24 protein-coding genes are annotated in these 20,620 nt (G+C 73.2%); 14 read left to right on the top strand and 10 right to left on the bottom strand.

Translation table 11 applies throughout. The features are described 5' to 3' along the window. Positions 1-225 precede the first annotated feature (225 nt). From ACWCYO_RS36010 to ACWCYO_RS35990, 5 genes are read left to right on the top strand one after another with little or no spacing between them, the layout of a single operon-like run. Positions 226-789, top strand: a complete 564-nt coding sequence (locus tag ACWCYO_RS36010) for an Asp23/Gls24 family envelope stress response protein (protein ID WP_270143086.1) — start codon at positions 226-228, stop codon at positions 787-789. Between the two features lie 54 nt (positions 790-843). Further along, positions 844-1,035, top strand: coding sequence for a hypothetical protein (locus ACWCYO_RS36005; protein WP_270143084.1), 192 nt, complete (start codon positions 844-846; stop codon positions 1,033-1,035). Next, positions 1,035-1,388 carry a hypothetical protein gene (locus tag ACWCYO_RS36000; protein ID WP_449786574.1) on the top strand — a complete coding sequence of 118 codons (354 nt, stop codon included), beginning with the start codon at positions 1,035-1,037 and terminating at the stop codon, positions 1,386-1,388. The genes ACWCYO_RS36005 and ACWCYO_RS36000 overlap by 1 nt, the downstream gene beginning before the upstream one ends. Then, a complete protein-coding gene (locus tag ACWCYO_RS35995) occupies positions 1,385-2,020 on the top strand; it encodes a DUF6286 domain-containing protein (protein ID WP_449786573.1) in 636 nt (211 codons plus the stop codon). Before ACWCYO_RS36000 ends, ACWCYO_RS35995 begins: the two co-directional genes overlap by 4 nt. Then, entirely contained in the window at positions 2,017-2,667 is a 651-nt protein-coding gene (locus ACWCYO_RS35990; protein ID WP_449786572.1) for an alkaline shock response membrane anchor protein AmaP, read from the top strand. The genes ACWCYO_RS35995 and ACWCYO_RS35990 overlap by 4 nt, the downstream gene beginning before the upstream one ends. A 22-nt stretch (positions 2,668-2,689) precedes the next feature. Here ACWCYO_RS35990 and ACWCYO_RS35985 read toward each other — a convergent pair whose 3' ends face one another. From ACWCYO_RS35985 to ACWCYO_RS35975, 3 genes are all read right to left on the bottom strand, one after another. Then, a complete protein-coding gene (locus ACWCYO_RS35985) occupies positions 2,690-3,451 on the bottom strand; it encodes an SDR family oxidoreductase (protein ID WP_270143076.1) in 762 nt (253 codons plus the stop codon). Positions 3,452-3,537: 86 nt separating this feature from the next. Beyond that, positions 3,538-4,341, bottom strand: a complete 804-nt coding sequence (locus tag ACWCYO_RS35980) for an SURF1 family cytochrome oxidase biogenesis protein (protein ID WP_449786571.1) — start codon at positions 4,339-4,341, stop codon at positions 3,538-3,540. A 31-nt stretch (positions 4,342-4,372) separates the two neighbouring features. Then, positions 4,373-5,368, bottom strand: a complete 996-nt coding sequence (locus tag ACWCYO_RS35975) for a DEDDh family exonuclease (protein ID WP_270143072.1) — start codon at positions 5,366-5,368, stop codon at positions 4,373-4,375. Positions 5,369-5,513: 145 nt separating this feature from the next. Between ACWCYO_RS35975 and ACWCYO_RS35970 the strand changes: the two genes are divergently transcribed. The 4 genes from ACWCYO_RS35970 to moaA all read left to right on the top strand — a co-directional run bounded on the left by ACWCYO_RS35970 (position 5,514) and on the right by moaA (position 9,869). Continuing rightward, positions 5,514-6,557 (top strand): zinc-dependent alcohol dehydrogenase family protein, encoded by a 1,044-nt coding sequence (locus tag ACWCYO_RS35970; RefSeq protein ID WP_270143070.1) that lies wholly within the window; start codon positions 5,514-5,516, stop codon positions 6,555-6,557. 260 nt (positions 6,558-6,817) lie between these two features. Continuing rightward, on the top strand, positions 6,818-7,174 hold the full coding sequence (locus ACWCYO_RS35965) for a DUF485 domain-containing protein (protein ID WP_449786570.1): 357 nt from the start codon (positions 6,818-6,820) through the stop codon (positions 7,172-7,174). Then, on the top strand, positions 7,171-8,778 hold the full coding sequence (locus ACWCYO_RS35960; protein WP_270143067.1) for a solute symporter family protein: 1,608 nt from the start codon (positions 7,171-7,173) through the stop codon (positions 8,776-8,778). Before ACWCYO_RS35965 ends, ACWCYO_RS35960 begins: the two co-directional genes overlap by 4 nt. 101 nt (positions 8,779-8,879) lie before the next feature. After that, entirely contained in the window at positions 8,880-9,869 is a 990-nt protein-coding gene (gene moaA, locus ACWCYO_RS35955; RefSeq protein ID WP_270143065.1) for a GTP 3',8-cyclase MoaA, read from the top strand. Here moaA and ACWCYO_RS35950 read toward each other — a convergent pair. The 6 genes from ACWCYO_RS35950 to ACWCYO_RS35925 form a co-directional block, all read right to left on the bottom strand. Then, positions 9,866-10,084 (bottom strand): hypothetical protein, encoded by a 219-nt coding sequence (locus ACWCYO_RS35950; protein WP_270143064.1) that lies wholly within the window; start codon positions 10,082-10,084, stop codon positions 9,866-9,868. The two genes, moaA and ACWCYO_RS35950, sit on opposite strands and share 4 nt — an antisense overlap. 265 nt (positions 10,085-10,349) lie before the next feature. Next, positions 10,350-10,733, bottom strand: coding sequence for a DUF3099 domain-containing protein (locus tag ACWCYO_RS35945; protein ID WP_270143062.1), 384 nt, complete (start codon positions 10,731-10,733; stop codon positions 10,350-10,352). 144 nt (positions 10,734-10,877) lie between these two features. After that, entirely contained in the window at positions 10,878-11,429 is a 552-nt protein-coding gene (locus ACWCYO_RS35940) for an RNA 2'-phosphotransferase (RefSeq protein WP_270143060.1), read from the bottom strand. Between the two features lie 29 nt (positions 11,430-11,458). Next, positions 11,459-12,856, bottom strand: a complete 1,398-nt coding sequence (locus ACWCYO_RS35935) for a metallopeptidase TldD-related protein (RefSeq protein WP_270143059.1) — start codon at positions 12,854-12,856, stop codon at positions 11,459-11,461. Beyond that, entirely contained in the window at positions 12,856-14,418 is a 1,563-nt protein-coding gene (locus tag ACWCYO_RS35930) for a TldD/PmbA family protein (protein ID WP_449786569.1), read from the bottom strand. Before ACWCYO_RS35930 ends, ACWCYO_RS35935 begins: the two co-directional genes overlap by 1 nt. A 135-nt stretch (positions 14,419-14,553) precedes the next feature. Next, on the bottom strand, positions 14,554-15,699 hold the full coding sequence (locus ACWCYO_RS35925; RefSeq protein ID WP_270143057.1) for an MBL fold metallo-hydrolase: 1,146 nt from the start codon (positions 15,697-15,699) through the stop codon (positions 14,554-14,556). 315 nt (positions 15,700-16,014) lie between these two features. On the opposite strand from ACWCYO_RS35925, the gene fabG reads away from it, so the two are divergent. Then, positions 16,015-16,734 carry a 3-oxoacyl-[acyl-carrier-protein] reductase gene (fabG, locus tag ACWCYO_RS35920; protein ID WP_270143055.1) on the top strand — a complete coding sequence of 240 codons (720 nt, stop codon included), beginning with the start codon at positions 16,015-16,017 and terminating at the stop codon, positions 16,732-16,734. A gap of 2 nt (positions 16,735-16,736) precedes the next feature. Beyond that, on the top strand, positions 16,737-17,504 hold the full coding sequence (gene fabI / locus ACWCYO_RS35915) for an enoyl-ACP reductase FabI (RefSeq protein ID WP_270143053.1): 768 nt from the start codon (positions 16,737-16,739) through the stop codon (positions 17,502-17,504). A gap of 76 nt (positions 17,505-17,580) precedes the next feature. On the opposite strand, the gene ACWCYO_RS35910 is transcribed toward fabI, so the two are convergent. Next, positions 17,581-18,255, bottom strand: coding sequence for a FadR/GntR family transcriptional regulator (locus ACWCYO_RS35910; protein ID WP_270143051.1), 675 nt, complete (start codon positions 18,253-18,255; stop codon positions 17,581-17,583). A 123-nt stretch (positions 18,256-18,378) separates the two neighbouring features. On the opposite strand from ACWCYO_RS35910, the gene ACWCYO_RS35905 reads away from it, so the two are divergent. The 3 genes from ACWCYO_RS35905 to ACWCYO_RS35895 all read left to right on the top strand — a co-directional run bounded on the left by ACWCYO_RS35905 (position 18,379) and on the right by ACWCYO_RS35895 (position 20,524). Beyond that, positions 18,379-19,662, top strand: a complete 1,284-nt coding sequence (locus ACWCYO_RS35905; protein ID WP_270143049.1) for a CynX/NimT family MFS transporter — start codon at positions 18,379-18,381, stop codon at positions 19,660-19,662. 116 nt (positions 19,663-19,778) lie between these two features. Continuing rightward, on the top strand, positions 19,779-19,901 hold the full coding sequence (locus ACWCYO_RS35900; protein ID WP_270143048.1) for an SGM_5486 family transporter-associated protein: 123 nt from the start codon (positions 19,779-19,781) through the stop codon (positions 19,899-19,901). Positions 19,902-19,996: 95 nt separating this feature from the next. After that, complete coding sequence (locus ACWCYO_RS35895; protein ID WP_270143046.1) at positions 19,997-20,524, top strand: SixA phosphatase family protein; 528 nt, start codon at positions 19,997-19,999, stop codon at positions 20,522-20,524. The last annotated feature ends 96 nt before the right edge of the window (positions 20,525-20,620 follow it).

Here is a 20,620-nt window from a genome sequence, read left to right as displayed (position 1 = left end):
GTGCGGTGGTCCGCCACGGCCCGCAGGGTCCGCAGCCGTCGTGCGTCGATCACAGGCCAATTCTGCCAGCGCGGCTCGGCGAACCCGTCCGGGAGGGGACGTCCCCGGGACCGGGCCTCCGGTGTCTCCGGGGGTGCTCCCCGGGGTGCGCTCGGCGGGCGGGGGTCGTGGCGAAATGCCAGAGTTGGGGTGGTTTGCGATATAGCTGGAGCCGCTACGAGGGAGATGCGCCCCATGCCTGACACTCCGACGCCCGCGACCGTGCACAAGAACCCCGGTGCTGCGCCGACGCCCGGTCCGCCCGCCGGCGCCAGGCCCGCGCCCCCGGCGGGTACGGGCGCGGGTACGAGTACGGGAGGGGATGGCGGGCGGTCGGCCAGTGAGCGCGGCCGTACGGCGCTGGCCGTCGGGGTGGTGGAGAAGATCGCCGGGATGGCCGCCCGGGAGGTTTCCGGCATCCACGCGCTGGGCTCCGGCCTGGCCCGTACCTTCGGCGCGATGCGGGACCGGGTGCCCGGCGGGCGGTCCAGCATCGGGCGCGGGATCAAGGCCGAGGTCGGCGAGAAGCAGACCGCGATCGACATCGCCCTGGTGGTGGAGTACGGCGTGGTGATTCCCGAACTCGCCCGCCAGGTGCGGGAGAACATCATCGAGGCGGTCGAGCGGATGACGGGTCTGGAGGTCGTCGAGGTCAACATCGCGGTCAACGACGTCCACCTCCCGGACGAACCGGAGTTCGAGGAGGAGGAGCCGGTGACGGCGCCCGGGCAGCGACCCAAGCTCAAGTAGCGCCCGGCCGTGGGAGTCGCCCGCGGCGTTCGGCGGAGGACGAGGGAGTAGCGGATGAACCTGGCCATCGTCGGCCTGGTGGTGGGCATGGCCCTCGGCTTCGCCGGGTACTTCGGCGGGTTCGCGGCGTTCCTGCTGGTGGCGGTGCTCGGGCTGGTCGGCTTCGTGGCCGGGCGGCTGCTGGAGGGCGACATCGACCTGGGCGACCTCGGGGACCTGCTCCGCGGCCGGGGCCGGCGGCGCTGATGGGGGCCCCGGTCCCCGCCCCCGCCTCCGGCCCCGGTGCGGCGCGCCGGGGGCGGCTCCGGGTCGCCGACCGGGTGTACGCGCGGATCGCGGAGCAGGCGGCCCGGGAGGTGCTCGCCCGGGCGTGGGCCGGGCGGTCGGTGAAGGGGGCGCCGCCCCGGGTGTCGGTGGCCCGGCCGGGCAGCACGGTGACCGTCCGGGTGGCGGTCGAGGCGCCCTTCCCCGCCGATCTCGCGGGTCTCGCCCGCGGTGTGCGGGACCGGGTGGCGGCGCAGGTGGTCGGGCTGACCGGGACGAGGGTGTCCGAAGTGGTCGTGGTGGTCGAGAAGTTGGTCGCCGGGGGAGCGTGGTGAGCCGGGCCCCGGAGGTCGGCCCGGTGCGGCCGGCGTCCCGGTTGCGGGCGGGGCGGGCGGTGGCGGCGGCACTGGTCGCCACGGTGGTGCTGGTGGTGGCGGGGGCGCTGCTGTACGACGTGGTCGCGGTTCGGCTCGGGCAGCCGGCCCGGCGGTGGCGGGCGCAGATCGCCGAGGAACTGGCCACGCGTCATCTGGACGATCTGTGGGTGCTGGTGGGGGCCGGGGTCGCGACCCTGCTGGGCGGCTGGCTGCTGTGGCTGGCGATCGCGCCCGGGCTGCGGCGGTGGCTGGTGCTGCGGCCGTACGGGGGGACGGCCGCGGCGATCGAGCGGGCCGGGATCGGGCACCTGCTGACGGACCGGGCGGCCGGGCTGACCGGCATCGACCACCTGCGGATCAGGGTCGGGCGGCGGCGGGTGCGGGTGTCGGTGAGCGGGCCGGTGGATCCGGCGGTGGTGCAACGGCAGCTGCGGGAGGAGTTGGGGAGGGTGGGGCTGGCGCAGCCGTTGCGGCTGGATGTGCGGTCCTGGCGCGGGCCGGCCGGTGGGCCGGCCGGCGGGGTGACCGACGGGACGCCCGACCAGCCTCCCGACCAGCCGCCCGACCGGGCGGGGGAGGCGGCGGGGTGAGGCGGACGGTCGTCAACCGGGTGCTGCTGGGGCTGGTGGGGGCGGTGCTGTTGGGGGTCGGGGCGCTGGTGCTGGCGGGCGGGCTGGACCTGTACCGGCGCCTCGGCGTCGACCCGCCGGGCTGGTGGCCGCTGACCTCGCCGGACCAACCGGTGGTCAGCGCGCGCTCCCGGGTTCGGTGGGTGGGGTCCTCCTGGTGGTGGCCGACGGTGATCGGCGGGCTGTCGGTGCTGGTGGTGGGGACGGCGTGGTGGCTGGTCGCGCAGCTGCGGCGGACCGCGCTGCCCGGGATCGACGTGCCGACGCCGGGGGTGGGCGGGCTTCGGCTGCGGGTGAGCGCCCGGGCGCTGGAGGAGGCGCTGGAGCACGGCACGGCGGTGCTGCCGGAGGTCGAGCGGGCGCGGGTCCAGCTGGTGCGGGCGCCCCGGCACCCCCGGCTGCGCGGGGCCGTACGGCTGACGCCGGGCGGGGACCCGGTGGGGCTGGTGGAGCACTTCGAGGACGGGCCCCGGGCGGACGCCCTCCGGAGCCTGGGACTGGCGGAGCTGCCGGCGGACCTGCGGATCCGGGTGCTGCAGCAGGCCCCCGCCGCTCGGCGCCGGTCCGCTCGGCGCCGGGGCCGGCGGGGGCGCCGGCAGCTGGAGTAGGGCGTGTCTGACACGCCCTGAGTCAGAGGGAGCGCAGGGCGCCGCCGTCGACGGGGACCATCAGGCCGGTCAGGTAGGAGGCGGCGGGGGAGAGCAGGAACGCGGCGACCTTGCCGAACTCCTCGGGGGTGCCGTAGCGGCGGAGCGGGATGGCGGCGCCGGCCTCGGCGCGGGCGGCCTCGGGGTCGGGGGCGAGGGCGTCGAGCTCGCGGACCCGGTCGGTGTCGATCCGGGCGGGGAGCAGCCCCAGCACCCGGATGCCGCGCGGGCCGAGCTCGTCGGCGAGGGACTTGGCGGCCATGGCGAGGCCGGGGCGCAGGCCGTTGGAGATGCCGAGGCCGGGGATCGGCTGGCGGACCGAGCTGGAGAGCACGAAGCCGATCACGCCGCCGGAGGGCAGGGCGGCGGCCGCGGTGCGGGCGAGCCGCAGGGCACCGAGGAAGACGGACTCGAAGGCGTCGCGCCAGGCGGACTCGGGGGTGGTCTCGACCGGGCCGGCCTGGGGGCCGCCGACGCTGATCAGGATGCCGTCGAAGCGGCCGAAGCGCTGGTTCGCCTCGGCGATCAGGCGCTCGGCGGTGTCCGGGGCGGCGTTGTCGGCGACCAGGCCGTGGGCGGTGCCGAGGGTCTCGAGCTCGGCGACGGCGGCGTCCACGGCCTCCTGGGTGCGGCCGCTGACGAGCACGTGGGCGCCGTCGGCGACGAGTTCGCGGGCGGCGGCGAGGCCGAGGCCCCGGGTGGCGCCGGTGACGATGTAGGCCTTGTTCTTCAGTCCGAGATCCATGGGGACATCCTGCCGGACGGGCCCGGGCCCGGGGCCCGCGGCCGCTGCGGGAGCCGGAGGACGCGCTCCAGTGCCGGCGCCGGCCCTCAGGCGGGCAGGGCGTCGAGCTCGACCTCGGGCTCGGCGGTCTGCTTGGCGCGGTCCTTGGCCTCGCGGCGGATCAGCACCCAGACGCCGACCGGGATCATCGCGGTGAACAGCCACCACTGGATGGCGTAGGCCATGTGCGGGCCGATGTCGGAGTGGTTGGGCTCGGGGATCAGCTGGGGCTGGTCGGCCGGGGCCGGCGTGGTGGCGGTGAGCTCCAGGTAGCCGCCGAGGAGGGTGGTGCCGGTCTCCTTGGACTGCTGTTCGGTGTTGATCAGGTTGAACTGCCGGGCGGGGAGGCCGGCCCGGTCCCGGACGAAGCCGCCGCTGCTGCCGGTGGTCTCGTCGGCGCGCAGCCGGCCGGTGAGGGTGACCTCGCCGGTCGGGGCGGCCGGGACGGGCGGGTACTCGGTGGCGCCGTCGCCGGAGGGGACCCAGCCGCGGTTGACCAGGACGGCGCCCTTGCCGTCGGAGAGCTTCAGCGGGGTGATGACGAAGTAGCCGATCGTCCCGTTGGAGTCGGTCCGCTTGCGGACCACGAACTCGTGCGCCGGGTCGTACTGCCCGGTGGCCGTCACGGCGCGCCAGGTGAGGTCGGAGGGCACCGCGGCGCCGGGGGTCGGCGACAGGGTGTCGAAGGCCACCGGTGATGCCGTGAGGGCCTTGCCGATCAGCTCGTTCCGGGCCACCCGCGCCTCGTGGCGGTGCAGCTGCCAGAAGCCCAGCTTGATCGTCGCGGGGATCAGCAGCAGCGCGATCAGCATGGTGATCAGCCACTGGCGGGTCAGCAGAAATCGGTACACATGGGAACGGTACGCCGACCTCACAACCGGCTCACGCACCGGGGTGCGGGGCGACCTCGCGCAGCAGCTGGAGGAAGGCGTCCTCGGTGACGATCGGGGTGCCGACGTCGCGGGCCTTGCGGGCCTTGCCGCTCCAGCTGGTCGGCTCGTTGGTCACCAGCAGGCTGGTGAGCCGGCTGACCGACGTGGCGATGTGCAGGCCGGCCTCGACGGCGCGGTCCTCCAGCACCTCGCGGTCGGTGGCGGTGTCGCCGGTGAAGGCCACCCGCATGCCCTGGACCAGCGGCTTGCCGTCCTCCCAGCGCCCCGGGTTGGGGTACGGGCACGGCGGGCGCTTCTTGGCCTGGCGGTACTGGGAGCCGGTCCAGTTGCCGCGGCCGGAGGCGACGGGCTCGTCCTCGCCGAGGTCGGTGACGGCGACGCAGTTCTGCAGCGGCAGCGGGAGACCGGCCTGGCGGGCCAGGCGCAGGCTGGGGCGGAAGGCCTCGGCGAGCACCCGGGCGTCGTCCAGGGCGTTGTGGGCCTGGCGCTGCTGGACGCCGAAGTGGGCGGCGAGCGAGGAGAGTTTGCCGTTGGGCAGCGGCAGGCGCAGGTCGCGGGAGAGCACCATGGTGCACAGCCGCTGTTCGACCGGGGCGCGCCGGCCGGCCCGGGAGAACTCGCGGGAGATCATGTTCCAGTCGAAGAGCGCGTTGTGCGCGACCAGCACGCGGTTCGCCAGGCGCGCGGCGAACTCGTCGGCGACCTCGGGGAAGGTCGGCGCGCCGGAGAGCAACTCGGCGGTGAGGCCGTGGATCCAGACCGGGCCGGGGTCCCGCTCGGGGTTGACCAGGGTGTACCAGTGGTCGGTGACCTCGCCGTCGTGGTCCAGCTGGTAGACGCCCGCCGAGATGACGCGGTCGGAGCGGCCGAGACCGGTGGTCTCCACGTCGACGACCGCGAAGCCCTCGGCGGGGGCGGCGGAGCGCTGGGCGGGGACCGGAGCGGTCCGCGGCACGCCGTACGTCTCGGGCTGGATCGGTTGCATGGTCCAACAGGATAAGGGGCGAGCTGGTCGGGTCCGGTCGGAATGTTCCGGCTGGGCGGCCGGAATAGAGTGGTCGGCGGGGGTGTCGTACATCTGGTCGAGATCGTTTCCGGCCGCTCGGTCGGATTTGTGTGAGGAAGAACGCATGCGCGCCACGGTGATCCACGGACCGAGCGACATCCGGATCGAAGAGGTACCGGACCCGGTGATCCAGCACCCGACCGACGTGGTGCTGCGGGTGGTGAACGCCTGCATCTGCGGCAGTGACCTGTGGGCGTACCGCGGGGTGGCCCAGCGGGTGGCCGGACAGCGGATCGGCCACGAGTTCCTGGGTGTGGTCGAGGAGGTCGGCGCCGAGGTCCGCGGCTTCGCGAAGGGCGACCTGGTGGTCGCCCCCTTCGTCTGGTCGGACGGCGTCTGTGAGTTCTGTCTCGAGGGGCTGCAGACGTCCTGCCCGCACGGCGGGTTCTGGGGTCAGGTCGGCTCGGACGGCGGCCAGGGCGAGGCCGTCCGGGTGCCGTTCGCGGACGGGACGCTGGTGAAGCTGCCGAAGGAGGCGGCGGGCGACGAGAAGCTGCTGCCGGGGCTGCTGGCGCTGTCCGACGTGATGTCCACCGGGCACCACGCGGCGGTGTCGGCGCGGGTGCGTCCGGGCGCGACGGTCGCGGTGGTCGGCGACGGTGCGGTGGGCCTGTGCGGCGTGCTGGCGGCGAACCGGCTGGGCGCTGGCCGGATCATCGCGTTGGGCCGGCACCCCGCCCGGACCGAGCTGGCCCGGCGCTTCGGGGCGACGGACGTGGTGGCCGAGCGCGGCGAGGCCGCGATCGAGGCGGTGAAGGAGCTGACCGGCGGGCTGGGCGCGCACGCGGTGCTCGAGGCGGTCGGCACCGAGGAGTCGATGCGGACGGCGATCTCGATCGCCCGGGACGGCGGCGCGGTCGGTTACGTGGGCGTGCCGCACGGTGGGAGCGCGGGCGTCGACATCGGCCAGATGTTCGGCCGAAACGTTTCGCTCAACGGTGGCGTCGCGCCGGCCCGGGCGTACATTCCCGAGCTGCTGCCGGACGTGCTCTCGGGCGCGATCGAGCCGGGTCTGGTCTTCGACCGGACGGTGGACCTGGACGGCGTGCCGGACGGCTACCGGGCGATGGACGACCGCTCCGCGCTGAAGGTCCGGATCGCTTTCTGACGCTTCGTCAAAAGGGGCGGCACCGTTGGACGGTGCCGCCCCTTTTCGGTTGCCGCAGCCGGATCCATGAGTGACCGGAGGGGTGATTTTCAGCCAATTGGATGATGCGAGGGGGTGAACGACCGGCTGATCGCGGTCAAGCCCTTCCGGGGCGGGCGCGACGCTCCTAGCATTGCGCGGCGCGCACGAGGAATGTGACGCCCCTCACGTTCGATTCATTCCCTCGTGTGACCGCCACGCCGAAGGAGTGAGGAGACAGAGTGGATTCGCCGCCGATCACCACCACCGCCACGGAAGTCCAACTCATCGACGACAGTGAGGAGTTCCGTACCCTGCGGCGCTCGTTCCGGAGCTTCGCCTTCCCGGTCACCATCGGCTTCGTGCTCTGGTACCTGCTCTACGTCCTGCTCTCCTGCTACGCCCCCGGACTGATGGGCGCCAAGCTCCTCGGGCACGTCAACGTGGCCCTGGTGCTCGGGCTGCTGCAGTTCGTCACCACCTTCGCCATCGCCGGCTGGTACGCCCGGTACGCGGACCGGCGGATCGACCCGCCCGCCACCGCGATCCGCGAGGCCCACGGCGCCGTCGTCCACGCCCCCCGGGAGTCCGCCGAATGACAGTGCTCGCCAGCTCCGCCACCGATCACCGCGGCCTCACGTTGGCCCTGTTCGGGCTCTTCGTGCTGACGACCCTGGCCATCACCGTCTGGGCCGGGCGGCAGAACCGCAGCGCCTCCGACTTCTACGCCGGCGGCCGCGGCTTCACCGGCTTCCAGAACGGCCTGGCCATCTCCGGCGACTACATGTCCGCCGCCTCCTTCCTCGGCATCGCCGGCACCATCGCACTGGCCGGCTACGACGGCTTCCTGTACTCGATCGGCTTCCTGGTCGCCTGGCTGGTCGCGCTGCTGCTGATCGCCGAACCGCTGCGCAACTCCGGCCGGTTCACCATGGCGGACGTGCTCGCCTTCCGGATGCGCCAGCGCCCGGTGCGCACCGCCGCGGGCGTGTCCACCATCGTGGTGTCGATCTTCTACCTGCTGGCCCAGATGGTCGGCGCCGGGACGCTGGTGGCCCTGCTGCTCGGGGCCGAGGGGAACGCCGCCAAGCGCTGGACCATCGTCGGCGTCGGCGCGCTGATGATCGTCTACGTGGTGATAGGGGGCATGAAGGGCACCACCTGGGTGCAGATCGTCAAGGCCGTGCTGCTGATCGCCGGCGCCGCGCTGATGACCGTCCTGGTGCTGGCCAAGTACCACTTCAACCCCTCGGAGCTGCTCGGCGCGGCGGCGAGCGCCAGCGGCAAGGGCGAGGCCTTCCTCCAACCCGGGCAGAAGTACGGCACCGGCACCGCCAAGCTCGACTTCATCAGCCTCGGCGTCGCGCTGGTGCTCGGCACCGCGGGCCTGCCGCACATCCTGGTCCGCTTCTACACCGTGCCCACCGCCAAGGCGGCCCGGAAGTCGGTGCTCTGGGCGATCGGCATCATCGGCGTCTTCTACCTGATGACGCTCGCGCTCGGCTTCGGCGCGGCGGCGCTGGTCGGACCCAAGCAGATCAAGGCGGCCAACGCGGCCGGCAACACGGCCGCCCCCCAGCTGGCCGAGGCGCTCGGCGGCGGCAGCGGCAGCACCGGCGGGGCGATCCTGCTCGCGGTGATCTCGGCGGTCGCCTTCGCCACCATCCTGGCCGTGGTCGCCGGGCTCACCCTGGCCTCCTCGGCCTCCTTCGCGCACGACCTGTACGCCAACGTGATCCGCCGCGGGAAGGCGAGCGAGCGCGAGGAGGTGCGCTCGGCCAAGTGGGCGGCGGTCGGGATCGGCGCGGTCGCGATCCTGCTCAGCCTCTTCGCGGACAAGCTCAACACCGCCGCCCTGGTGGCGCTGGCCTTCGCGGTGGCGGCCTCGGCGAACCTGCCCACGCTGCTCTACTCGCTGTTCTGGAAGCGCTTCACCACCGCCGGCGCGGTCAGCTCGGTCTACGCCGGCCTGATCAGCTCGGTGCTGCTGGTCGTCTTCTCCCCGGTGGTCTCGGGTCGCGCGGCCTCGCTCTTCCCGCACTCCGACTTCCACTGGTTCCCACTGGAGAACCCCGGCCTGGTCTCCGTTCCGATCGGCTTCCTGGCGGGCTGGCTGGGCACCCTGCTCTCCAAGGAGCGCCCCGACCCGGCGAAGTACGCTGAACTCGAGGTCCGCTCGCTCACCGGACTGGGCGCCCACTGATCGTCGCGGCATGACTATGCTGGCCCGGCCCCCGCCGCGACGGTGGCCGGGCCGGCTGCTTTCCCGGGGAAGCCGGCCGCTACTAGGGAAGGGGAAGCCACGTGCTGCTCGACACCTTCGGCCGGCAGGCCGTCGACCTGCGGGTCTCCCTGACCGACCGGTGCAACCTCCGCTGCACGTACTGCATGCCGGAGGAAGGGCTGCAGTGGCTGGCCAAGCCCGACCTGCTGACCGACGAGGAGATCGTCCGGCTGGTCACCCTGGCCGTGCGCGACCTGGGCGTGCGAGAGGTCCGCTTCACCGGTGGCGAGCCGCTGCTGCGCCCCGGACTGGTCGCGATCGTGGCCGCCTGCTCGGAGCTGGAGCCGCGCCCCGAGCTGTCGCTGACCACCAACGGCATCGGGCTGGCCCGGACGGCCACGGCGCTGCGCGAGGCCGGGCTGGACCGGGTCAACGTCTCGCTGGACACCCTCGACCCCGAGGTGTTCTTCACGCTCACCCGCCGCCGGCGCCACCAGGACGTGCTGGAGGGGCTGGCCGCCGCCGAGGCGGCCGGGCTGGCGCCGGTGAAGCTGAACTCGGTGCTGATGCGCGGGGTCAACGACCACGAGGCGGCCGACCTGCTGGCCTGGTGCCTGGAGCGGCGCTACGAGCTGCGCTTCATCGAGCAGATGCCGCTGGACGCCCAGCACGGCTGGGACCGCTCGTCGATGGTCACCGCGGAGGAGATCCTCGAGCTGCTGCGCACCCGCTTTCAGCTCACCCCGGAGCCGTCCGCGCGCCGGGGCGCGGCGCCCGCCGAGCGCTGGGTGGTGGACGGGGGCCCGGGCCGGGTCGGTGTGATCGCCTCCGTCACCCGGCCGTTCTGCCGGGCCTGCGACCGGACCCGGCTGACCGCCGACGGGCAGGTGCGCAACTGCCTGTTCGCGACCGGGGAGACCGACCTGCGCACCGCGCTGCGCTCGGGGGCGGACGACGCGGAACTGGCCGCGCTGTGGCGGGCGGCGATGTGGGGCAAGAAGGCCGGGGCCGGGATCGACGAGCCGGAGTTCCACCAGCCCGAGCGGCCGATGTCGGCGATCGGCGGCTAGTCGTCCTCAGAGGTCCAGTCGGCGAAGGCGACGACCTCCTTGAGGAAGCCGCGCACGCCCAGGAACTGGGACAGGTGCTCGCGGTGCTCCTCGCAGGCCAGCCAGGTCTTGCGGCGGTCCGGGGTGTGCAGCTTCGGGTTGTTCCACACCAGCACCCAGCGGGCGTCCGCCCGGCAGCCCTTGGCGGAGCAGATCGGGGTCTGCGGGGTGTCCATCGGGGCCGTCCTCGGTGCTCGGCGGGTGCGTCGTCGCCGTCAGTCTGTCACGCCGCCCCGGCCCACCCGGATCCGGGCATGGCGACGCCGGGCAGCCACGGGGGGAGCCGCCCGGCGTCGGTCCGTCGCTCCGACGGGGGATGCGGAGCGCGTACGCAGTATGTCACGCCGAGACCATCGGATGGGGAGGTCTTGCATGATTAATCTGAGCTTCTTTTGAGCTTTCCCGGAGCCGATTCGGGCGCAACCGCCGCGAACCGGACGGTCAGTCCGTGTGCTGTGAACTTTCGGTGCCGGCGGTCTTTGCCTGTCCTGTACCAGCAGGCGCACCAGCCCCACCCGTACCACCCGGGCCGAGCATCAGCGGGGTGTCGGCGGGGAAGTCGAAGGTGCTCGGCAGGCCGGGCGTCTGCTCCCGGCCCGCGTTGGCGATCAGCACCGCGAAGTACGGCAGCAGCACGCCGCCCGCCAGCGCCGCGAAGGCGAGCCAGCGCTGGACGTCCCACAGTGCCACCGCGGCCAGCACGCAGAGCGTGCGGATCAGCATCGAGATGACGTAGCGGCGCTGACGCCCCCGGACGTCCTCGGTGAGGCTGCTGCGCGCCCCCGTGATCCGGTAGACCTGCCCGCCTTCGGCGCTCTTGCCCATGTGTCCTACCGCCCTCGTCCACGCACCCGCGCGCCGTGCCGCGCGGCCTCCTCACGGTACGCCGGGGCAACGGGGACGACGAGCCCGGGTGGGCGGGGCCCACCCGGTCGGGCGTGATAGGGGAGCCGTCCGGCGGCAGTCGGGTCAGGAGCGGCGGGAGAGGTACTGCGGGGGCACGGCGGCGGTGAGCCAGACGCCGTTGTCGCTGAGCCGGAACTCGTGGCCGGCCGCCGCCATCGCGGCCGCGTTCACGGTCAGCACGACCGGGCGGCCGTGCCGGGCGCCGACCCGGGTGGCGGTCTCGGTGTCCGCCGAGAGGTGCACGTCCAGCCGGGCCATCGGGCGCAGGCCCTCGCGGAAGATCGACGCCAGGTGGCGGTCGGCGGTGCCGTGGTAGAGCACGTGGGGCGGCGCGGTGGCGGTCAGACCGAGGTCGACCGCCACCGTGTGGCCCTGGTTGGCACGGATCGAGCGGCCGTCCGGCGAGTAGCCGAAGCGGCGCTTGTCGTCGGTGGCCACGACGTGGTCGAGCTCGGCCCGGGTGAGCGGCCTGCCCTTCGCCGCGAGGGCGTCGAGCAGGACGTCGACCCGCACCCAGCCGGAGCCGTCCAGCGTGATCCCCACCAGCTCCGGCTCGTGCCGCAGGATGCGCGACAGCATCTTGCTCGACCTGACCAGCCGCTTCTCGTCCGTCATGTTCTTGGTATCCCCCCGTTGGTCAGCGGCTATGAGGCCTGGCTGACCGAACTCATGTTGAAGTCCGCGACACGCACCGGTGGCATCGCGGTGCGGGTGAAGTAGTCGCTCCACTCGCGGGGCAGGCAGCGTTCGGTGCGTCCCGCCTCGGTGATCCGGCCGAGCAGGTCGACCGGGGACTCGTTGAACCGGAAGTTGTTGACCGCGCCGACCACTTCGCCGTTCTCCACCAGGTAGACGCCGTCCCGGGTGAGGCCGGTGAGCAGCAGCGTCGCCGGGTCCACCTCGCGGATGTACCAGAGGCAGGTGAGCAGCAGGCCGCGCTCGGTGCGGGCGATCATCTCGTCCAGGGTCGGCGCGGACTCCTGGTCGGCCGTCTCCAGCACCAGGTTGTCGATCGCGGGGCGCAGCGGCAGGCCGGCGAGGCCTGCCGCGTGGCGGCTGGTGATCAGCCCGGTCAGCACGCCGTCGCGGATCCAGTCGGTGGCGGTGATCGGCGTGCCGTTGTCGAAGACCGAGACGTCGCCGCCGGTGCTGTGGGCCAGCACGAACGGGGCGGCCTCCAGGCCGGGTTCGCGCGGGTCGGCGCGCAGCGTCAGCGGCAGGCCGGCGAGCTTGTCGCCGAGCCGGGTGCCGCCGCCGGGCTTGGAGAAGACCGTCCGGCCCTCGTGGGCGTCCCGGCCGCCGGAGGCCCAGTGGAGGTTGATCATCAGGTCGGCGACGGCCGAGGGCGGCAGCAGCGTCTCGTACCGTCCGGCGGGAAGGTCGATCCTGCGGGCGCCCCAGCCGAGCCGCTTGGTCAGCTCGGCGTGCAGGGCCGGGACGTCGATGTCGGTGAAGTCCTGGGTGGCGGCGCCGACCCAGGCCGAGCCGGTGAGGTCGGCCGTCTTGCCGTTGATCTCGACCATGCCGGTGGGCTGGTCGTGGCGCAGCCGCAGGCCGGTGGAGCTGCCCAGGTAGCTGGTGGTGAGCTCGTGCCGGGCGAAGCCGTAGAGCAGCTCGCCCTGGGCGGCGGCGCGGGCGAAGGCCTCGCCGAGGGCCGGGCCGAAGGCTTCGAACACCTCGATCGAGGTCTCCGCGGGCGGCTGGGTGAAGTGCGGGGACGGCGGCACGTCGGCGACCAGCGGCTGGGCGTCCTCGGCCGGGCCGGCCGAGCGGGCGGCCTCCTCGGCGGCCCGGACCAGGCCCTCGACGTCCTCGGCGGTGACGGCCTCGCGGGAGACCACGCCGGAGGCGGTGCCCTCGGCGCCGGCCACGGTGGCGATCACGGTGAGGCTGCGGCCGCGGGTGACCCCGTTGGTGGTCAGCGAATTGCCGGCCCAGCGCAGGTTGGCGGTGGACTCCTCGTCGGCGATCACCACGCAGCCGTCGGCGCGGGAGAGGCCGAGGGCCAGCTCGACGAGTTCGTGGGGCTGCATCGCGGTCATCAGTGACCCGCCTCCTGCTGGGTGTTGAGCACGTTGACGTTGCGGAACAGCGCCGACGGGCAGCCGTGGCTGACCGCCGCGATCTGACCGGGCTGCGCCTTGCCGCAGTTGAAGGCGCCGCCGAGGACGTAGGTCTGCGGGCCGCCGACCGCCGTCATCGAGCCCCAGAAGTCGGTGGTGGTGGCCTGGTAGGCGAAGTCCCTTACCTGGCCCGCGAGTTCGCCGTTCTTGATGGCGTAGGCGCGCTGGCCGGTGAACTGGAAGTTGTAGCGCTGCATGTCGATCGACCACGAACGGTCGCCGACGATGTACAGGCCGTTCTCCACCCCGGCGAACAGGCCCTCGGTGTCCGGGCCGTCGGCGGCGGGCTGGAGCGAGACGTTGGCCATCCGCTGGACCGGGACGTGCGCCGGGGAGTCCGCGAAGGCGCAGCCGTTGGAACGCTCGAAGCCCTTCAACTTGGCCATGCTGCGGTCGAGTTGGTAGCCGACCAGGACGCCGTCCCGGATCAGGTCCCAGGACTGGGTGGCGACGCCCTCGTCGTCGTAGCCGATGGTGGACAGGCCGTGCTCGGCGGTGCGGTCGCCGGTGACGTGCATCAGGTCGGAGCCGTACCTGAGGGTGCCGAGCTGGTCGAAGGTGGCGAAGGAGGTGCCGGCGTAGGCGGCCTCGTAGCCGAGTGCGCGGTCCAGCTCGGTGGCGTGGCCGATCGACTCGTGGATGGTCAGCCAGAGGTTGGACGGGTCGATGACCAGGTCGTAGCGGCCCGGCTTGACGCTCGGGGCCTTCATCTTCTCGGCCAGCAGGACGGGCAGTTCGGCGAGCTCCGCGTCCCAGTCCCATCCGGTGCCGGTGAGGTACTCGTAGCCGCGGCCCACCGGAGGGGCCAGGGTCGTCATCGAGTCGAAGGCGCCGGTGCGCTCGTCGACCGAGGTGGCCTCCAGCTCGGAGTGGAGCCGGATCCGCTGCTGGGTCGTCATGGTGCCCGCGGTGTCCGCGTAGAACTTGTTCTCCTGCACCGTCAGCAGGGCGGCCCGGACGTGCGAGACGCCCTGGGCGGCCAGCAGCCGGGAGCTGCGCTCGGCGAGCAGGGCGGACTTCTCGGCGTCCGGGACGTCGAAGGGGTTGACCTCGTACGCGGAGACCCAGGTGACGTCCCGGTGGACGGGCTCGTCGGCCAGCTCGACCCGCTCGGTGGAGCCGGCCGCCCGGCTGATCCCGCCGGAGAGCCGGGCCACCGCGGCGGCCTGGGCGGCGACCTTCGCCGCGGCCTCGGGGGTGAGGTCCACCCCGGCGGCGAAGCCCCAGGCGCCGTCCAGCAGCACCCGGACGGCGAAGCCCAGTTGCACGCCGTCGGAGGTGCCGGCCGGGCGGGCGTCGCGCAGCCGCCAGGCGGCGCTGCGGACCCGCTCCAGGCGGAAGTCGGCGTGGGTGGCGCCGAGTTCACGGGCCCGGCTGAGGGCGGCGTCGGCGAGGGTGCGCAGTGGCAGGGCGAGGAACAGCGGGTCGACGGCGCGAGCGGGCTCGGCGCCGGCGCGGTCGGCCGGAGGGATCGGAGGCAATCGGGCTCCCAGGTCGCGGAGGGTTGCGGTGCGGGGCCACAAGGGCGCCCGCACCGCATCATTTCCCGTCCACCGCTTTCCGGCCAGCGCATTTCGCCCGGTGCGTTGCGGTTTCGGCCAGGGTGCTCGGCGCCGTCAGGCGACGGCCTCCCACCAGCCGTCCAGCTCCGGCGGGTTGTCCACGTCGACCCGCTCGCCGGGGCGCGGGACGGCCAGCGGGACGGCCTGGACCTTGGCCTCCTTGAGCAGGCGTTCGATCGGCTCGGACCACGGGTGCAGGCCCAGGTTGAAGGTGCACCAGTGGACCGGCACCAGCAGTCCGGCCCTGAGGTCCCGGTGGGCGAGGACGGCGTCCTCGGGGGTCATGTGGATGTCCGCCCAGGCCGCGTCGTAGGCGCCGATCTGCACCAGTGCGGCGTCGAAGGGGCCGTGCTGCTCGCCGATCCGGGCGTAGCCCTCGAAGTAGCCGGAGTCGCCGGTGTAGAAGACCTTGCGTCGGGGACCGGCGATCACCCAGGAGCCCCACAGGGTGGTGTTGCGGGTCAGGCCGCGGCCGGAGAAGTGGTGGGCGGAGGTGAGGGTGAGCACCAGCTCGCCCAGGGTGCAGGTCTCGTCCCAGTCCAGCTCGATGATCCGGTGCTCGGGGACGCCCCAGCGGCGCAGGTGGCCGCCGATGCCGAGCGGCACGGCGAAGGGCGCGGACTGGCTGCGCACCAGGCGCTTGACGGTGGCCATGTCGAGGTGGTCGTAGTGGTCGTGCGAGATCAGCACCGCGTCGACCGGTGGCAGCTCCTCCAACTCGACCGGCACCGGGTGCAGCCGCTTGGGGCCGACGTGGGCGGCGGGGGAGCAGCGGTCGCTCCAGATCGGGTCGAGCAGGACGCGCGAGCCCTCGATCTCCACCAGCGCGGAGGCGTGCCCGTACCAGGTGATCTCCACGCCCTCGGCGGCCGGGCCGGTCGCGGCGGCGGGGCGTACCGTGGGCACCGGACGGGCCGGGACGCGGCCCTCGCGCTGGAACAGCATCCGGCGGACGGTGTCGCGGTCGAAGTCCGGAGTGCTGTCGGCCCGGGCGAGGGTCGAGGGAGCGTTGTGGAACACGCCGTCGCGGTACTGCGGGGAGTTGCGGACCCGCTCCTCGCGCTCGCCGTCCGGGCGGCGCCCGAACGCCGCGGGCAGGTCGCGCAGCGACCAGGCGGTCGCGCCCAGGCCCGCCGCCAGGGTGGTGAGGGCGAGCAGTCGTCCGCGCCGGTGGGTGCTCCCGGGCCGTGCCTTGGTCATGCGCCCTGCCTTCGTTTCCTCGCCGGGACTCTTCGGGGAAGGGTACGGCCGGCCCCGGGGCGGTTCGCACCAGGGGGGCAACGGGCGCGCCCGCCCGTGTGGTTCCCGTACAGTCGCCCCGATCGCGGCGGTGCTCCGGCCTGCGGGGGACGGCCGGGAGGCGTCCGGTGCCGCGGGTGCGGATTGTCGGATTGCGACAGTTCCGCCGGTGCGGCGCTGTGGGAGCCCGATTGGCCGCCGCCGCCGACCGCCCGATAGCGTCACACCGCGTACGCATTCCGACGTACGCGCTCACACACGGAGAGAGGTGGATCGTTGAGCCGCTCGGTTCTCGTCACCGGAGGAAACCGGGGCATCGGCCTCGCGATCGCCCAGGCCTTCGCCGAAGCGGGCGACAAGGTGGCCATCACCAGCCGCTCGGGCGAGGTGCCGGAGGCGCTGGCCAAGTTCGACGTGCTCGCGGTGCGTTGTGACGTCACGGACGCCGCGCAGGTCGACGCCGCCTTCACCGAGATCGAGCAGAAGCACGGCGCGGTCGAGGTGCTGGTCGCCAACGCGGGCATCACCAACGACACCCTGCTGCTGCGGATGTCCGAGGAGGACTTCACCTCCGTCGTGGACACCAACCTGACCGGCACCTTCCGGGTGGTCAAGCGCGCGTCGAAGCTGATGATGCGTGCCAAGAAGGGCCGCGTGGTGCTGATCTCCTCCGTGGTGGGCCTCTCCGGCTCGCCGGGCCAGGCCAACTACGCCGCCTCCAAGGCCGGCCTGGTGGGCTTCGCCCGTTCGCTGGCGCGCGAGCTCGGCCCGCGCAACATCACCGTCAACGTGGTCGCCCCCGGCTTCGTCGACACCGACATGACCGCCGTGCTCAGCGACGAGCGCCGTGCGGAGATCGTCTCGGGCGTGCCGCTGGGCCGCTACGCGGCGCCCGCCGAGGTCGCCTCCACCGTGCGGTTCCTCTCGTCGGACGAGGCCGCGTACATCACCGGAGCCGTCATTCCCGTCGACGGCGGATTGGGCATGGGTCACTGATCATGAGTGGAATCCTCGAGGGCAAGCGGATCCTGATCACCGGCGTGCTGATGGAGTCCTCCATCGCCTTCCACGCCGCCAAGCTCGCCCAGGAGCAGGGCGCGGAGATCATCCTCACCGCCTTCCCGCGCCCGAGCCTGACCGAGCGGATCGCCAAGAAGCTGCCGAAGCCGGTCAAGGTGCTCGAGCTGGACGTCTCCAACCCGGAGCAGCTGGCCGGCATCGCCGACCAGGTCCGCGAGACCCTGCCGACCCTGGACGGCATCGTCCACTCGATCGGCTTCGCGCCGCAGGACGCGCTGGGCGGCAACTTCCTGGACACCCCGTGGGAGTCCGTGGCCACCGCGATGCACGTCTCGGCGTACTCGCTGAAGTCGCTGACGATGGCGCTGCTGCCGCTGATGCAGGACGGCGGCGCGGTCGTCGGCCTGACCTTCGACGCGCAGTTCGCCTGGCCGCAGTACGACTGGATGGGCCCGGCCAAGGCCGCGCTGGAGGCGACCAACCGCTACCTGGCGCGCTACCTGGGCGAGCGGGACATCCGCTGCAACCTGGTCTCGGCCGGTCCGCTCGGCTCGATGGCCGCCAAGTCCATCCCGGGCTTCGGCGACCTGGCCGACACCTGGAACCACCGCTCCCCGCTGAAGTGGGACCTGAGCGACCCGGAGCCGGCCGGCCGCGCCATCGTCGCGCTGCTGTCCGAGTGGTTCCCGAAGACCACCGGCGAGATCGTCCACGTGGACGGCGGTCTGCACGCCATCGGCGCCTGACCCGCTGAGCACGCCGCTGCCCGGCACCCCCGTGGAGGGGGTGCCGGGCAGCGGCGTTTCCCGGTGAGCGGGCGAGTCACGCCTCGGCGGTCGCGCAGGCGCCGATGGCGCGGCCGGCCTCGACCGAGGCGCGCTGGGCGTCGCCGTCCCGGATGGCGTCCCGGATGGTGTCGTGGCCGATGTAGCGCTCGGCGATCAGCTCGGGGCCGACGTCGTTGCGCAGGTGCTCGCGGGTGACCTCACCGAGGTCGGAGTAGACGGCCAGCAGCACGTCGTTGTGGGCGGCGGCCACCACGGCGTGGTGGAAGGCGGCGTCGGCCTGGACGAAGTCCTCGGCGTCGCCGGAGCGCCAGGCGGCCTCGCGCCGGTCGAGCGCGGCGTCCAGCAGGCCGAGGTCGCGCTCGGTGCGGCGAGCCGCGGCCAGTCCGGCCGCGGAGGTCTCCAGCGCCGCCCGCAGTTCGGCGACCTGCGCCTGGTCGGCGTCGGCGAAGCGGCGGTGCATCACCCCGGCCAGCTCGCTGGTGGCGAGCACGTACGTGCCGGAGCCCTGGCGGATGTCGAGCAGCCCGTTGTGGGCGAGGGCGCGGACGGCCTCGCGGACGGTGTTGCGGGCCACCCCCAGCTGTTCGACCAGGGCGGCCTCGGTGGGGATGCGCGAGCCGACGGGCCACTCCCCGGAGGTGATCTGGGCGCGCAGCTGCGCGATCACCTGGTCGGACAGCGGGGTGCGCCTCGGCGAGGACAGCGCCACGGGGACTCCTTGCGACTACGGGGTGGGTGGCCCCTGGAGGGAGGTGGCCGGTGGATGAACGGTCGGCACATCATGCCAATTCCAAGGTGCGTCAATTCATCCCATCATTCTATGATGGCGTGCATGCCTCCCGCAGCAGACACCACCACCTCCCCCCGAACCGAGGCCCGGCCGCAGACCGAGCGGCCCTCCACCTCCGCCAAGTACCCCGGCTGGCTGATCGTCCTCGCGATCGCCGCCGCCGCCGTCAACCTGCGCCCCGTGGTCACCAGCCTCGGGCCGCTGCTCGACTCCGTCCGCGCCGACCTCGGGATGAGCTCGACGCTGGCCGGACTGCTCGCCGCCGTGCCGTCGCTGTGCTTCGCGCTGTTCGGCTTCCTCGCCCCCGCGGCGGCCCGCCGGATCGGCCCGATCGCGGTGATCACGGCCGGCATGGGTGCCATCACGGCGGGCGTGCTGGCCCGCTCCTTCGCCGGCGGCACCGCGGTGTTCCTGCTGCTCACCGCGCTCGCGCTGGCCGGTGTGGCGGTCTCCAACGTGCTGCTGCCGGTGGTGATCAAGCGGTACTTCCCGGAGAAGGTCGGTCCGATGATCGGCCTGTACTCCATGGCACTGTCCGCCGGCACCGCCCTGGCCGCGTTGGTCAGCGTGCCGCTGACCAGTGCCCTCGGTGGCGACTGGCGCTACGGACTGGGCGTCTGGGCCGGCCTGGGTGCGCTCGCCCTGGTGCTCTGGCTGCCGGTGCTGATCGCCAAGCGCGAGCGCGGCGAGCGCGCCGGGAGTGCCGACGCCCCCGCCAAGCTGCCGATCACCCGCAGCCGCACCGCCTGGGCGATGGCCGGCTTCTTCGGCCTCCAGGCCACCGGCGCGTACGTGGTGATGGGCTTCCTGTCCAAGATCTTCCAGGACTCCGGCATCGACAAGGGCACCTCCGGGGCGCTGCTCGCGGTCACCATGGTGATCGGCGTGCCGGTCTCCTTCGTGCTGCCCAACCTGGCCGCCCGGCGCGGCGACCAGCGGCTGTTCGTGGTCGTGCTGGCCTCCTTCGGCATCGCCGGGTACGCCGGTCTGGCGTTCGCCCCGGCCGGGGCGCCGTGGGTCTGGGCGGTGCTGGTGGGGCTGTCCAACTGCGCCTTCCCGCTGGTGCTGACCATGATCGGGCTGCGCGCCCGGACCGCGGGCGGGGTGGCGCAGCTGTCCGTCTTCGCCCAGGGCGTCGGCTACCTGATCTCCATCCCGGGCCCGATCCTGGTCGGGTGGATCTACCAGGCCACCGGCCGGTGGTACGGGCCGCTGGGCTTCCTGGCGCTGCTGCTGGTGCCGCAGATGCTGCTCGGCCTGCGGGCCGCGCGGGCCCGGCACATCGAGGACGAGGCCGTCCACCCGGCCGAGCGGGTCAAGGCCTGACGAGAAGGCCCAAGGCCTGAAGGCCAAGCCTGAAGGCCAAGGTCCGAAGGTCAAGGCCGGACCAAGGCGGTGGGGCTGGCGGAGGACGGGTGTGTTCGGGGTGGGAGAATCCCGACATGCCCGTTCTCGACCCGAATCCCACCGACGGCCGCAAGCAGCTCGGCCGCATCGCCCTCGCCTTCGGCGCCATCGTGGTGCTGGTGGCGATCATCGCCACCGTCGCCGCCTCGCTGGGCTGACCCGTTCACACCGTTCGCCCCCAGGACCACCAGGGGAGTAGCGGCGACCGGGAGCGTCGCGCCCCCGGGCCGCTTTTCTGCCAAGCTTGCTGGGTATGAGCGCCGACACGCCCCGCAGGATCATCGTTCTCCGTCACGCCAAGGCCGACTGGCCCAACGGCGTGGACGACCATGAGCGGCCGCTGGCCGACCGGGGCCGCCACCAGGCCCCGGATGCCGGCCGCTGGCTGGCCGATTCCGGCATCAACCCCGACTTCGTGCTCTGCTCCACCGCCCTGCGCACCCGCGAGACCTGGAAGCTGGCGGCGCACGAGCTGCCCAAGCGGCCGCGCAAGACGGTGTACGAGGACCGGATCTACGAGGCCAGCCCGGGCGAGATCATCACCGTCATCCATGAGACCCCGGAGGAGTACGCGGACCTGGTGCTGGTCGGCCACAACCCCGGCGTGCTGGGCCTGACCCAGGTGCTGGCCGGGGACGCCGGCGACCCGGACGCGCTGGAGCGGCTGCGCGTGGGCGGCTTCCCGACGGCGGCGATCGCGGTGCTCAGCTTCAGCGGCTCCTGGAAGGGCGTCGAGCCGGGGGTGGCCGAGCTGGTCTCGTACCACACGCCGCAGGACTGACTTCCACAGCACACGTGAGGGACCGGCATGCATGAGGGGCGTGGGGGGGGGGCGGCGCCGCGCCCGCGCAGGCCGGGGGGCGCCGCCCAAGATCAC

The organism is Kitasatospora sp. NPDC001683, assembly GCF_053596495.1.
This window is presented reverse-complemented; position numbering and strand designations above follow the sequence as displayed.

Excerpts from the sequence above, each read along its gene's own strand:
- ACWCYO_RS35985 (WP_270143076.1), bottom strand. The coding sequence starts at position 3,451 with ATGGATCTCGGACTGAAGAACAAGGCCTACATCGTCACCGGCGCCACC.
- ACWCYO_RS35970 (WP_270143070.1), top strand. The coding sequence starts at position 5,514 with ATGCGCGCCACGGTGATCCACGGACCGAGCGACATCCGGATCGAAGAG.
- fabI (WP_270143053.1), top strand. The coding sequence starts at position 16,737 with ATGAGTGGAATCCTCGAGGGCAAGCGGATCCTGATCACCGGCGTGCTG.
- ACWCYO_RS36000 (WP_449786574.1), top strand. The coding sequence starts at position 1,035 with ATGGGGGCCCCGGTCCCCGCCCCCGCCTCCGGCCCCGGTGCGGCGCGC.
- ACWCYO_RS35975 (WP_270143072.1), bottom strand. The coding sequence starts at position 5,368 with ATGCAACCGATCCAGCCCGAGACGTACGGCGTGCCGCGGACCGCTCCG.
- ACWCYO_RS35960 (WP_270143067.1), top strand. The coding sequence starts at position 7,171 with ATGACAGTGCTCGCCAGCTCCGCCACCGATCACCGCGGCCTCACGTTG.
- ACWCYO_RS35925 (WP_270143057.1), bottom strand. The coding sequence starts at position 15,699 with ATGACCAAGGCACGGCCCGGGAGCACCCACCGGCGCGGACGACTGCTC.
- ACWCYO_RS35950 (WP_270143064.1), bottom strand. The coding sequence starts at position 10,084 with ATGGACACCCCGCAGACCCCGATCTGCTCCGCCAAGGGCTGCCGGGCG.
- ACWCYO_RS35900 (WP_270143048.1), top strand. The coding sequence starts at position 19,779 with ATGCCCGTTCTCGACCCGAATCCCACCGACGGCCGCAAGCAGCTCGGC.
- ACWCYO_RS35945 (WP_270143062.1), bottom strand. The coding sequence starts at position 10,733 with ATGGGCAAGAGCGCCGAAGGCGGGCAGGTCTACCGGATCACGGGGGCG.
- ACWCYO_RS35905 (WP_270143049.1), top strand. The coding sequence starts at position 18,379 with ATGCCTCCCGCAGCAGACACCACCACCTCCCCCCGAACCGAGGCCCGG.
- ACWCYO_RS35935 (WP_270143059.1), bottom strand. The coding sequence starts at position 12,856 with ATGACCGCGATGCAGCCCCACGAACTCGTCGAGCTGGCCCTCGGCCTC.
- ACWCYO_RS36005 (WP_270143084.1), top strand. The coding sequence starts at position 844 with ATGAACCTGGCCATCGTCGGCCTGGTGGTGGGCATGGCCCTCGGCTTC.
- ACWCYO_RS35940 (WP_270143060.1), bottom strand. The coding sequence starts at position 11,429 with ATGACGGACGAGAAGCGGCTGGTCAGGTCGAGCAAGATGCTGTCGCGC.
- ACWCYO_RS36010 (WP_270143086.1), top strand. The coding sequence starts at position 226 with ATGCGCCCCATGCCTGACACTCCGACGCCCGCGACCGTGCACAAGAAC.
- ACWCYO_RS35895 (WP_270143046.1), top strand. The coding sequence starts at position 19,997 with ATGAGCGCCGACACGCCCCGCAGGATCATCGTTCTCCGTCACGCCAAG.